The organism is Aquiflexum lacus, assembly GCF_015476655.1.
Lineage (GTDB): Bacteria > Bacteroidota > Bacteroidia > Cytophagales > Cyclobacteriaceae > Aquiflexum > Aquiflexum lacus.
In genome coordinates this window covers 18,384-30,927 of sequence record NZ_JABFHF010000013.1, presented here as the reverse complement: position 1 = coordinate 30,927, position 12,544 = coordinate 18,384, and the positions used below count along the sequence as shown (strand labels likewise).

Sequence of the window (12,544 nt, the reverse complement as noted above, 5' to 3'; positions counted from 1 at the left end):
GGACTTGAATGGAAATACAAATTCACTAAATTTAAGAGTTAACCATAAAAATTTGACAAATGGCAAATTTCAAACTTCGAATTAATGGCAAAGAACATCAAGTAGATGTTGATGATGATACCCCTTTGCTTTGGGTTTTAAGAGATCATCTTGGTCTTGTAGGTACCAAATATTCCTGCGGTATCGCCCAGTGTGGTGCTTGTATGGTCCATCTCAATGATGAAGCAGTTTATGCCTGCACTTTACCTGTATCAAGTGTTGGTTCAGATAAAATAACAACTATTGAAGGTCTATCAGAAGAAGGAGACCACCCTGTACAAAAAGCATGGGCTGATGTCGATGTAGCACAATGTGGCTATTGTCAGACCGGGCAAATTATGACAGCATCTGCATTCCTAAAGAAAAACCCAAATCCCTCTCTAGAAGAAATAGAGAATGTGATGAATAGGAATCTGTGCAGATGTGGAACATACCACAAAATCAGAGAAGCAGTAGCAATGGCAGCAAAACTTAAATAATCATGGCAAATCTAACAAAAACAAATAGGAGGGACTTCCTTAAAATTGCTGGAACTACAGCAGGAGGTCTATTTATAGGTTTCAATTGGGCCAGCTGTGATTCTCCGAAAGTTCAGGTACTTACCGATCAGGAAGTGCTCTCACAGGTTCATGATTTCAATGCCTATTTATCCATTTCTCCAACAGGGGATATAGTGATTTATTCACCTAATCCTGAATTGGGTCAAAATATCATCACCTCATTTCCAATGATTGTAGCGGAAGAACTTGATGCTGATTGGAGCAAGGTAAGGGTATTTCAAGCGGCTTTGGATAATGAAAAATATGACAGACAGCTTACCGGAGGTTCCGGTGCCATGCCTCATTCCTGGGAAAGGTTGAGAAAAGCAGGGGCAACTGCAAGACATTTATTGTTGGCTGCGGCTGCCGAAAAGCTTCAAGTACCAGTAAGTGAACTGACCACTGAAAAAGGAGAAATCTTCCACAATGGAAAAAAGAAATTCTCTTATGGTGAGATGGTTGCAGATGCTTCCAAATTAACAGCGCCGGAGGAAGTAAGTTTAAAGGATCCTAAAGATTTTAAAATCATTGGAACACCTGTCAAAAATGTCAAGGGAAAAGAAATTTATACAGGCCAATCTCTTTTTGGCTTGGATTTCTATAGAGAGGGAATGGTCAATGCCATGATAACGCGGCCTCCTTTTGGCATGAAAATCAAATCTGTTGATGATTCAGCAGCACGATCAGTTGCCGGGGTTTCTGATGTGATCGTCTTCAAAAATAAAGTAGCGGTTGTTGGTGATTCCACTTGGCCACTGATTAAAGCAAAAAACAAGCTTAGAATAGAATATGAGCCTGATGGAACTGTTGAAAGCAGTTTTGACCATGACCGCATATTTAAGGAACTGCTTGATAGTAAAGATGCAAGGGTCATGCGGAAAGATGGTGATGTGGAAACAGCCTTCAAGAATGCTGCTCAGGTAATCACGAGTGAATACCAATGCCCGTTTTTATCCCATTCACCCATGGAGCCCCAAAATTTCTTTGCACATGTAAAGGGAGATAAGGTGGAATTAGTAGGTCCCACACAAACACCCGACAGGGCAAGAATGGAGACTGCAAGATTACTAGATATTCCTCAGGAAAACATAACAGTGGAATTGACAAGACTTGGTGGAGGTTTTGGCAGAAGACTGGCGGCTGATTTTGTAGTAGAAGCAGCCGAATTGTCAAAAATGCTTGATAAACCTGTTAAAGTAACCTGGAGCAGAGAAGATGATATGACGGGCGGTGCTTACAGACCGGCTGTAAGATATAGGTTCCAAGCTGCTTTGGATGAGCAGGGAAAAATGATCGGATATAAACTCAGAGGTGTTGGGATCAATGCAGGTAATTCCACCAGGGAAAATAACTTCCCCTCCGGTTCTGTTGATAATCTCTTGATTGAAAATGTCGAGCACAAATCCCCGATTACAACCAATGCATGGAGAGCACCTATTACTAATTTCTTGGCCTACGCAGAACAATCCTTTTTGGATGAAGTAGCATTGGCGGGAAAACAAGATCCTGTGAAATTGAGAATGGAACTCTTGGATAGGGCCAAAAATAATCCTGTTGGTGAGATACATTATGATATAGACAGGATGCGAGGAGTTATTCAAACAGCCGCAGACAAATCCAATTGGGGTAAAAACAAGGATGTAATGCAAGGGTTCAGCGTGTATTTCTCGCATAGGTCCTATGTGGCTCAAGTTGCTGATATCGAAATGGAAAATGGACAGCCTGTATTGAAAAAAATCACAGCAGCTACCGATTGTGGAACAGTAGTCCATCCAACAGGTGCAAATCAACAAATTAGAGGGGGTATTGTGGATGGAATGGGGCATGCCATGTTCACCAATATGACTTTTGAAAATGGACTTCCAAAACAAAAGAATTTTGATACCTACCGGTTAATCAGGATGAAGGAAGTTCCTGAAATAGATGTTCATTATGTGGATAGCGGATTTGCACCTACCGGACTAGGGGAGCCTGCACTTCCTCCAACAGGTGGTGCAATTGCAAACGCAATTTTCGCAGCCACAGGTCGAAGAATTAGAACACAACCTTTTATAGAACAAAAAGAATTCTCCGAAATCAAATTACAGATCAAGAGAACTTAAATTCTCTCAACGCCTTCCCAGTGGATTTACTGCTGGGAAGGTTTTTTTATGCCTTTTCTAGCCGTGGCAAGTGAGATAAGATATTAGAACCAAGAGACAAATTCCGTCCCTTGTATTGGGGAACTGAGATTCATTTGAATAAATTAAATTTTTTCTGAAATAAAGACCTGATATCGATCTAAATTCTTAAATCTAATATCTCAGGTCTTCTTCAAATCTCATCCATCTCCCTTTCAGGCCAATATGGACCTGTCAAAATAATCTGCTTTGAATCTCGGTCAATTTCAAATTGGAGTTTCATTTTCTCTTTGTTCTGCTCATGGATATTGAGGCAGGCATTAAAATGTATCAATTCAAAATCCACCAAAAAATAACCATGAAACTCATTTAAGAAGTTAATGAGCCCAGCTAATTGAACATTTTCCACCACAGCTCCTTCTTTTTTATAGTAGTATGAAAGAAATATTCCCATATCCTTTTGTTTTTCAAGAAGGATCTTCAGAATGAGACTTTCAAGGCTTCTATCCTGAATAGATGTTGAAATATCAAATTTCCAAGTTTCTTGCATACTCAAAATTAATTAATTCAGCCGTAAATCCTTAAAATCTTGCTTGAATAAGGCAAAGGTTTTACATTGTCAATTACATGAAATACCCGATTTACTTAGATTACAATGCAACGACTCCCTGTGATAAGGAAGTTATTGAGGCCATGATTCCTTGGTTTGGAGAGCATTTTGGCAATGCCGCAAGCAATAGTCATCCTTACGGTTGGTTGGCCGAAGATGCAGTGGAGACAGCTAGAGAACAGATTGCTAATCTGATTGGAGCCAAGCCAAAGGAAATAGTATTTACATCAGGAGCTACAGAATCCATTAACTTGGCCGTTAAAGGGATTTTTGAATTTTATAAAGGTCAGAAACAACATTATATTACATGCCAAACAGAGCATAAAGCTGTTTTGGACACATTCAAGTCTTTGGAGTCAAAAGGGGCTGAGGTTACTTATCTTCCTGTCAATCAATTTGGTGATATTGACTTAAATGAATTGAAATCAAATATTCAACCCCATACAAAAATGCTTGCTTTTATGTGGGCCAATAATGAAACAGGGCTTATTCACCCTATGTCAGATTTGATAAAATTGGCTAAAGAGCATGACATAATTCTTTTCACGGATGCTGTTCAGGCGGCAGGAAAGATTCCGATATCGACAGGAGGTATACATTTAATGGCTATTTCTGCTCATAAAATGTATGGTCCAAAGGGAGTTGGAGCACTATACATTCGACATAATCACCATTTACCCAAACCCTCGGCTATGATTGAAGGAGGGGGGCATGAGAAGGGCTTTAGAAGTGGTACTTTGAATGTACCTGGAATTGTGGGTTTTGGAAAGGCCGCACAATTAAGACCCAATAAATTGATCGAAGATGCAGAAAGGTTGGGGTCCCTCAGAGATGCACTGGAAAAAAGATTGTTGAGTATAGTAGGTGCCACTTTGAACGGAAGTCGAAACAAAAGGCTTTCTCATGTCAGTAATATTTCATTTTCAGGAGTGGAAGGGGAGGAATTACTCAGAAGGGTAAATAAAGAAATTGCTGTAAGCTCAGGGTCAGCCTGTACAAGTATCTTACCCAAACCTTCTCACGTATTGGCAGCTATGGGACTTGGTTCTGATTTGGGAAGGGCTTCAATCAGATTTAGTTTGGGAAAGGAGACCACTGAAAAGGATATAGCGTTTGCTGCAGACCATGTGCTAGCGATAGTGAAAGAACTGAGAAAGTCTAATCCTCTATAGTTAACTTCTTGTAATCATCTGGGGTGTCAATATCAATGGCACCATCTGGAAAATCAACTTTTCCCAGATCATCTTGGTGGGCATAAATTACTTTTTTTGCACCTTCCGAACCAATTAGACCCCTTAATTCCTGAAAGTATTTTCTTGAAAAAAGAGCAGGAACACCCAAAGTTCCATTGTAATGACAGGCAATTATTCCTTTTCCAGATTCAGCTTGATTTATAATGTTGTTTATGAGTTCGGAATCAACAAAAGGCTGATCACAAAGAATCAAAATTACCTGATCTGGGGCAAGTTTTTTTTCTAAAAATGCCAATCCAATTTGCATACCTGAAGCCATGCCATTTTGCCAATTATTGTTGATCACAATATTTATTTTTGAATTTCTGATTTCTTTTAGAATCAATTCAAGATTTGCACCAAGCACTAACACGCAGGTATCTGCTCGAGATTTAATGGCGGTATCAATTGTCATTTGAATCAGTGATTTACCTTTATATTTCAGCAGTTGCTTAGGCTGACCAAGACGGGAAGAACTTCCTGCGGCTAAAATTATAATTCCTGTTTTTAAAGGTTTCATTTTTCTTCTTCATGTATTGGACCGGATTTCTCTCTCAAAAAAATCGGAGTCTTTTTATTGAGTACCGCCTTGATTTCAGCTAGTACAGATAAGGCAATTTCTTCAGAACCTTCTGCCCCGAGATTTAATCCGGTAGGAGCAAAGATATTTTCCATAGAAACATTGACACCTTTGTCTCGTAAAATTGAAATGAGCTTTTCAGTTTTTTTCTTTGGCCCCAAAATTCCTATATACGGCAAATTGAATGGAATTAGGTGATTTAATACTTCTAATTCATATTCAAAGTTATGCGTCATCAGCATTGCAACCGAATTGGAATCAGGGTAGAGATGCTTAACCACCTCAGCAGGAGGCCCTGTTGTTATTGCTGACACATCAGGAAATCTTTCCTTGGTGGCATAGTTTTTCCTGCCATCTATCAATTGGATTTGCCAACCCAGTATTGCTGCCATTTTCGCTAGAGGAATGGTGTCGTTGCCCGCACCAAAAAGGAAAAGTTGAACAGGTGGTCTGATACTTTCATAAAACACAAGAATATCATCAAATTCAGGATATATTTTTATTGTATTAACCTGTTTATCAATTATATCATTAAAATCATCATGAATTTGCTTTAATAATTTTTCATCTATTTTTCCGGAAGAACCATGGTGTGTTTCTCCTTTTAAAAGTATTCTCGTTCCTATTTGTTCTGATCGGGAATGCTTTAAGGAAAAAACAGTGACCAAGGTACTTGATTGTCTGTCTTCCAAAGCTATTTTCAATAACGCTACAGGATTATTTTCGTCATTCAAATCAATGGGTTCAATCAATACCTGAATGATTCCATTACAGCCTAACCCCACTCCAAATTTCTGGTCGTCTTCATCGGTAGTGTCATAGGTGACCACCATGGATTGTTGTTGAAAAATAACCGATTGGGCCTTTCTCAACGCATCTCCTTCAAGACACCCGCCACTGATAGCACCTGTAAGCTCTCCATCTTCAGTTACCAACATCCTTGCGCCAGGTCTTCTGTAAGCAGAACCGTCCACTTTCACCACAGTGGCCAAGGCTGTCTTTTGATTGCGGTCTTTACTTTTTTCGTATGCTGTAATGATTTGCTGAAGCTCTTTCATGGATTTATGTTCTCGCATTTATTTGGACCAAGCTAAAAAAAACTGAGGTAAAAATATAATTAATATCCGACCTTGGCTTTTGTTTTTATTTGGATAATCACTTTAGTAGGATAAATCAAATACTTTTAACATAAATTAGGGAATGCACAGAAATTCATGGTATTTTTGTAAAATCTTCATTTGCATTTTTGGAAGTTGAAAGAAAATGTAGGAGATTAGAAGTATATATTTTTTGGATTAAAAAATGTTAAATTAGATAAATTACTGAATGTCAAAATCAAGAGAAACCTTCAACAAAAAGGAAAAAGAAAAATTAAGACTTAAAAAGAAAAAGGAAAAGGAAGAAAAGAAAGAGGCCCGCAAAGCCAATGAAACTGCCGACTTTGAAGATATGATCGCCTACGTGGATGAGGATGGAAATATTACCTCAACTCCTCCTGATCCTACCAAAAAGAAAAAAATTGACGTCGACAGTATTCAGATTGGTACTTCAAAACAAGTGGAGGGTGAAGATGAAGGTCTTCCTAAAACAGGAAAAGTGACATTTTTTAATGACTCAAAAGGGTATGGATTTATAAAAGACGATCAAACCCAAGAAAGTCTTTTTGTTCACTTTAAAGCCTGTATTGACCCCATCAAGGAAAACGACAAGGTTACATACGAAACCGAAAAAACACCCAAGGGATTGAGCGCTATTGAGGTGAAGTTGGTCGTGTAATGCCCTGTAAAAATATCAATCACACATTTTTATTTAGAATTTTAGGTAAAGGTCTGACCTTTTCCTAAAATTTTATTCTATTGGATATGAAAATTGCAAGCCTTAGTGATATTAAAAAAGAACTATCCCACCTTAATGAAAAGGAATTAAAAGATCTGATTATTGATCTCAGTAAATTTAGCACTGAAAATAAAGCTTATTTATTTTTTAAGTTATTCGAAAGGGACAACCCCAGATTGTTTGTTGAAATGGTAAAAGAAGATTTGGACTTTGAGTTTGTAAAAGCAAATACAAAGCATTACCATTTCGCAAAAAAATCAGCGCAATCCATAAGAAGGAAATTGAATAAATTTCTAAAACTTACCAAGGACAAAACTGCGCAGATTGAACTTATTTTATTTTTTTGTGAGAAGATGAAACTTTATGGCTATTTGACATTTCGGCATCCAGTCATTGAAAACCTATACATTACCCAAATCCGTAAATCTGAAAAATTGATATCAGGGTTGCATGAAGATCTTCAATATGATTACCAGTATCAAATTGAGGAACTGAAAAATATCAAAAATTGAAAAAAAAAAGGCTTGATGTAGTTTAGATGTATTTTTTAAAATGCTTTGATGTATTTATGATGTAGACAACCAATATCTATTCATTTTTCTAAATACTACTTTTAATGATTCACAAACAATTACAAATCAACTAAATAACAATTTCCCAAAAGAAGCATATATGTGCCTATGAAAAATTTTACAATGATTTTCTTTTTCATCTTAGTGGCAGCTTTTAATGTAAAAGCGCAGTCACAGATGAACCTTCCTGTTACCTTTGATGAACCTGATGTTAACTATGGCATTTTGGGTTTTGGAGGTGCAGATGACTCTGCTATAGTAGATGATCCAACGGATGCGAACAACAAAGTTGCCAGGGTTACAAAAAATGCCCAGGCAGAAACTTGGGCAGGTGCGACAGTAACTGCAGTAACCGATGGAGTTCAAACAGGATTCTCCAGCAGAATTCCTTTTACCGCTTCGCAAACAAAAATGTCTGTGAGGGTATGGTCACCTGATGCAGGAATCCCTGTACGATTAAAGGTAGAAGACCATCTTGATCCTACCAAATCTGTGGAAACAGAAACTACGACAACCGTGGCTAATGAGTGGCAAACGCTTACCTTTGATTTTGCCAATCAGGCAGCAGGAACTGAAGCGTTAAACCTTTCTCTTAACTTTAACAAAGCATCCATCTTCTTTAATTTTGGAGTAACAGGTGCTGAAGCTGGAGAGAAGACCTATTATTTTGATGATATGGTATTCATAACTGAGGATGATGGCGGAAACGGTGATGAAGGCGGTAGTTCAGGACTTATTTTTCCTATTACTTTTGAAGAAGATATCACGTGGAATGAAGTGATCACCAATTTTGACGGGGGTGAACTGTCCGTAATTGATAATCCGGACACAAATGGAAACTCAAGTGCCAAAGTGGGCAGAATGGTAAAAAATACCGGGCAGCCTTGGGGAGGTTCATTTATGGTGATGGATCAAAATATTGACCTTTCTGCCGGAACGGAATTTACAGTGGCAGTATGGGCACCACGTGCCGATACCAAGATGCTGTTTAAGTTAGAAAACGAGAATGATGGTGCACAGGCCTTTGAACAGGAACTGACCATCGCTGAATCTAATCAATGGGTAGACGTTACCTTTAATATGTCCGGAGCAAATAGGGGTTTCACTTATAAAAAAGTGGTCTTGATTTTTGACTTGGGTACTGTTGGAGATGGTTCGGCAGGATTCACATGGTATGTTGATAATATCCGACAGCTTGAAGGAGACGGAAATGGAGGAGGAGATGGTGGAGACAATTCACTTACTTTACCTGTTTCATTCGATGAAGATCTGGAATATGGCCTGACTGATTTTGGTGGAAATGAATCAGAGATCGTAGTTGACCCTACAAACGCTGAAAATAAAGTAGCCAAGTCTATTAAAACATCAGGTGCAGAAACTTGGGCCGGCACCACTGTTGGAGGAACTGCCGGATTTGCAAGTCCGATTCCTTTTGTTAGCGGATCTACTAAAATGAGCCTAAGGGTATGGTCTCCGACTGCCGGAATACCTGTCAGACTAAAAGTGGAAGCGTCCAATGACCCTACCATTAGTGTGGAGACTGAAGCAACGGTAACTGTTGCAGAACAATGGCAGACGCTTACCTTTGATTTTGTCAATCAGGCAGCTGGCACCGAAGCTATCAACTTCTCAAGAAGTTATAACAAGGCGTCCGTGTTCTTCAATTTCGGAACCACCGGAGCAGCAGCTGGAGAGCAGACTTATTACTGGGATGATATGACTTTTGGTTCTGACGATGACGGCGATGGAGGCAATGGTGGCAGTTCAGGTCTTGTTTTCCCGATTACTTTTGAAGAAGATATTACGTGGAATGAAGTGATCACCAATTTTGACGGTGGTGAACTGACCGTAATAGATAATCCAGACACAAATGGAAACTCGAGTGCCAAAGTGGGTAGAATGGTAAAAAATGCAGGACAGCCTTGGGGAGGATCATTTATCGTGATGGATCAAAACATTGATTTTTCTGCTGGTACAGAATTTACAGTAGCAGTATGGGCACCACGTGCAGATACCAAAATGCTGTTCAAGCTAGAAAATGAAAATGATGGCGCGCAAGCTTTTGAACAAGAGTTGACCATATCTGAATCTAATCAATGGGTAGATGTCACCTTTGACATGGCCGGAGCAAATAGGGGCTTCACTTATAAGAAAGTGGTTCTGATATTTGACTTGGGTACTGTCGGAGATGGCTCGGCAGGATTTACTTGGTATTTGGATAATATTCGTCAAGGTGCAGGAGATGGAAATGGAGGAGGCGATGGTAATGGAGAAACAGGCGAAAACATCATCATCAATGGTGATTTCGCGGACGGTCTCAATTCTTGGACTCCTTTCATTGCAGATTTTGCAGGGGTCAGTGCTACAGTAGCAGCCACAGACGGTGAAGCTTCGATAACCAATATAGCAGGTGCAGGAGGAGAGATCTGGCATGTTCAGTTCAATCAAATCTTCACAGCGGCACAGATCAGTGCATTGGAAGTAGGTCAAGATTATATTGCCAAATTTGATGCAAGGTCATCAGTTGACGGAAGGGCTCTACGTCTTTATTTTGGTGAAGATGGGGGAGGATTTGCCTCAGTGAGTGTTACTGATCATACCCTGAATACTGAAATGCAGACCATTGAAGTCCCATTCAATATGTCCAATAAATATGATGCCATGAAATTTGGTTTCGAAATGGGTTTGAGCAATGATCCTGTATTTATCAGAAACGTTTCACTTACCAAAGTTGGTGACGGAGGCAACGGCGGAGAGACCAATCTCGAATTGCCAATCACATTTGAAAATGATGACCTGGATTATGGCCTGACTGACTTTGGTGGCAATGCTTCAGAGATTGTAATTGATCCGACAAACACTGGCAATAAAGTAGCGAAATCTGTCAAGACAGCAGAAGCAGAGCTCTGGGCAGGTACAACTGTTGGAGGAACTGCAGGATTTGCAAGTCCAATACCGTTTGCCAGTGGAGATACCAAAATGAGTCTAAGGGTATGGTCTCCAACTGCAGGAATTCCTGTGAGGGTAAAAGTAGAAGATGCCAATGATCCTACCATCAGTGTGGAAACAGAAGCAACAGTGACTGTGGCCTCAGAATGGCAGACACTCACTTTTGATTTTGCCAATCAGGCAGCTGGTACCGAGGCCATCAACTTCTCAAGAAGCTATAATAAGGCTTCAGTATTCTTCAATTTCGGAACCACAGGAGCAGAGGCGGGAGAGCAGACTTATTACTGGGATGATATGACTTTTGGATCAGACGATGACGGAGATGGTAATGGAGAAACAGGCGAAAACATCATCATCAATGGTGATTTCGCGGACGGTCTCAATTCTTGGACTCCTTTCATTGCAGATTTTGCAGGGGTCAGTGCTACAGTAGCAGCCACAGACGGTGAAGCTTCGATAACCAATATAGCAGGTGCAGGAGGAGAGATCTGGCATGTTCAGTTCAATCAAATCTTCACAGCGGCACAGATCAGTGCATTGGAAGTAGGTCAAGATTATATTGCCAAATTTGATGCAAGGTCATCAGTTGACGGAAGGGCTCTACGTCTTTATTTTGGTGAAGATGGGGGAGGATTTGCCTCAGTGAGTGTTACTGATCATACCCTGAATACTGAAATGCAGACCATTGAAGTCCCATTCAATATGTCCAATAAATATGATGCCATGAAATTTGGTTTCGAAATGGGTTTGAGCAATGATCCTGTATTTATCAGAAACGTTTCACTTACCAAAGTTGGTGACGGAGGCAACGGCGGAGAGACCAATCTCGAATTGCCAATCACATTTGAAAATGATGACCTGGATTATGGCCTGACTGACTTTGGTGGCAATGCTTCAGAGATTGTAATTGATCCGACAAACACTGGCAATAAAGTAGCGAAATCTGTCAAGACAGCAGAAGCAGAGCTCTGGGCAGGTACAACTGTTGGAGGAACTGCAGGATTTGCAAGTCCAATACCGTTTGCCAGTGGAGATACCAAAATGAGTCTAAGGGTATGGTCTCCAACTGCAGGAATTCCTGTGAGGGTAAAAGTAGAAGATGCCAATGATCCTACCATCAGTGTGGAAACAGAAGCAACAGTGACTGTGGCCTCAGAATGGCAGACACTCACTTTTGATTTTGCCAATCAGGCAGCTGGTACCGAGGCCATCAACTTCTCAAGAAGCTATAATAAGGCTTCAGTATTCTTCAATTTCGGAACCACAGGAGCAGAGGCGGGAGAGCAGACTTATTACTGGGATGATATGACTTTTGGAGAGATAGTACAGGTAGAGCAAGTAATTACATTCCCTGAAATAGAGGATAAGACGTTGGGAGAAGCACCATTTAATTTAAATGCAACCTCAACTTCAGGATTAGCGATATCCTACAGTTCTGATAATAGTAATGTTTCAATTTCAGAAGGTGCTGCAACTCTAGTCAATCCAGGGAAAACCACTATTACTGCCAGTCAACCTGGAAATATTGAATTCTTCCCAGCAACACCCGTGAGCCAAACTTTCTGTATCAATCCTGCCAGACCGGTAATAACTGTTTCTGGGCAAGGAACTGAAGCAGTAACTTTGACATCAAGTTCGCAATCAGGAAACCAATGGTATCTTGATGGGGAGGCAATTCCAGATGCAATAGGTTCATCAATTGCGATTTCTTCATTCGGAACTTATACTGTTCAGGTGACTATTGATGACTGTGTAAGTGAAATCTCTGATGAAATCACCTTAATTGTAAACAGTGTAAGGACGCAGGTAACACCTGAACTGAAAGCCTTCCCTAACCCAGTGGAAAATATTCTTCATGTGAGAGGATTAAGCGGCCCAATTGGATATTCGGAAATGGTAGACATGGCAGGTCGTCCGACATCGATAGTATTCTCAGAGTTGGATAATGAATATCAGGCAGATGTTTCAAGACTTTCACCAGGTGTTTATCTGTTGAGGTTACAGCAAGGTAATAGAAATTATTTACTGAAAATCATTAAGAAATAAAGTTGAAGTATTGAATTGTCC

The 12,544-nt window shown here is 39.9% G+C and carries 9 protein-coding genes; 6 read left to right on the top strand and 3 right to left on the bottom strand.

Features of this window, described 5'->3' with window-relative positions; all coding sequences use genetic code 11:
* Nucleotides 1-59 precede the first annotated feature (59 nt).
* Together HMJ38_RS12965 and HMJ38_RS12960 are read left to right on the top strand one after the other, a co-directional pair.
* Nucleotides 60-518: a (2Fe-2S)-binding protein gene (locus HMJ38_RS12965; RefSeq protein WP_194974835.1), complete on the top strand. Its 459-nt coding sequence runs from the start codon at nt 60-62 to the stop codon at nt 516-518.
* A gap of 2 nt (nt 519-520) precedes the next feature.
* On the top strand, nt 521-2,680 hold the full coding sequence (locus tag HMJ38_RS12960; RefSeq protein ID WP_194974834.1) for a xanthine dehydrogenase family protein molybdopterin-binding subunit: 2,160 nt from the start codon (nt 521-523) through the stop codon (nt 2,678-2,680).
* 211 nt (nt 2,681-2,891) lie between these two features.
* Here the strand turns inward: HMJ38_RS12960 and HMJ38_RS12955 are convergent, their stop codons facing one another.
* On the bottom strand, nt 2,892-3,248 hold the full coding sequence (locus tag HMJ38_RS12955) for a hypothetical protein (RefSeq protein WP_194974833.1): 357 nt from the start codon (nt 3,246-3,248) through the stop codon (nt 2,892-2,894).
* A gap of 77 nt (nt 3,249-3,325) precedes the next feature.
* Here HMJ38_RS12955 and HMJ38_RS12950 point away from each other — a divergent pair, with 77 nt between their 5' ends.
* Nucleotides 3,326-4,480, top strand: a complete 1,155-nt coding sequence (locus tag HMJ38_RS12950; protein WP_194974832.1) for a cysteine desulfurase family protein — start codon at nt 3,326-3,328, stop codon at nt 4,478-4,480.
* On the opposite strand, the gene HMJ38_RS12945 is transcribed toward HMJ38_RS12950, so the two are convergent.
* Nucleotides 4,467-5,060 (bottom strand): nucleotidyltransferase family protein, encoded by a 594-nt coding sequence (locus tag HMJ38_RS12945; RefSeq protein ID WP_194974831.1) that lies wholly within the window; start codon nt 5,058-5,060, stop codon nt 4,467-4,469. The genes HMJ38_RS12950 and HMJ38_RS12945 overlap by 14 nt on opposite strands.
* On the bottom strand, nt 5,057-6,196 hold the full coding sequence (locus HMJ38_RS12940; RefSeq protein WP_317174522.1) for an XdhC family protein: 1,140 nt from the start codon (nt 6,194-6,196) through the stop codon (nt 5,057-5,059). Before HMJ38_RS12940 ends, HMJ38_RS12945 begins: the two co-directional genes overlap by 4 nt.
* A 250-nt stretch (nt 6,197-6,446) precedes the next feature.
* Between HMJ38_RS12940 and HMJ38_RS12935 the strand changes: the two genes are divergently transcribed.
* The 3 genes from HMJ38_RS12935 to HMJ38_RS12925 all read left to right on the top strand — a co-directional run bounded on the left by HMJ38_RS12935 (nt 6,447) and on the right by HMJ38_RS12925 (nt 12,523).
* A complete protein-coding gene (locus HMJ38_RS12935; protein WP_194974830.1) occupies nt 6,447-6,896 on the top strand; it encodes a cold-shock protein in 450 nt (149 codons plus the stop codon).
* 86 nt (nt 6,897-6,982) lie between these two features.
* The gene (locus HMJ38_RS12930) at nt 6,983-7,468 is read left to right on the top strand and encodes a hypothetical protein (protein WP_194974829.1); all 486 of its coding nucleotides are present in this window, start codon (nt 6,983-6,985) and stop codon (nt 7,466-7,468) included.
* A 168-nt stretch (nt 7,469-7,636) separates the two neighbouring features.
* Complete coding sequence (locus HMJ38_RS12925; RefSeq protein ID WP_194974828.1) at nt 7,637-12,523, top strand: carbohydrate binding domain-containing protein; 4,887 nt, start codon at nt 7,637-7,639, stop codon at nt 12,521-12,523.
* The last annotated feature ends 21 nt before the right edge of the window (nt 12,524-12,544 follow it).

What these genes read in the sequence shown, in the direction of transcription:
- HMJ38_RS12965 (WP_194974835.1), top strand. Translation starts at nt 60, where the DNA reads ATGGCAAATTTCAAACTTCGAATTAATGGCAAAGAACATCAAGTAGAT.
- HMJ38_RS12960 (WP_194974834.1), top strand. Translation starts at nt 521, where the DNA reads ATGGCAAATCTAACAAAAACAAATAGGAGGGACTTCCTTAAAATTGCT.
- HMJ38_RS12955 (WP_194974833.1), bottom strand. Translation starts at nt 3,248, where the DNA reads ATGCAAGAAACTTGGAAATTTGATATTTCAACATCTATTCAGGATAGA.
- HMJ38_RS12950 (WP_194974832.1), top strand. Translation starts at nt 3,326, where the DNA reads ATGAAATACCCGATTTACTTAGATTACAATGCAACGACTCCCTGTGAT.
- HMJ38_RS12945 (WP_194974831.1), bottom strand. Translation starts at nt 5,060, where the DNA reads ATGAAACCTTTAAAAACAGGAATTATAATTTTAGCCGCAGGAAGTTCT.
- HMJ38_RS12940 (WP_317174522.1), bottom strand. Translation starts at nt 6,196, where the DNA reads ATGCGAGAACATAAATCCATGAAAGAGCTTCAGCAAATCATTACAGCA.
- HMJ38_RS12935 (WP_194974830.1), top strand. Translation starts at nt 6,447, where the DNA reads ATGTCAAAATCAAGAGAAACCTTCAACAAAAAGGAAAAAGAAAAATTA.
- HMJ38_RS12930 (WP_194974829.1), top strand. Translation starts at nt 6,983, where the DNA reads ATGAAAATTGCAAGCCTTAGTGATATTAAAAAAGAACTATCCCACCTT.
- HMJ38_RS12925 (WP_194974828.1), top strand. Translation starts at nt 7,637, where the DNA reads ATGAAAAATTTTACAATGATTTTCTTTTTCATCTTAGTGGCAGCTTTT.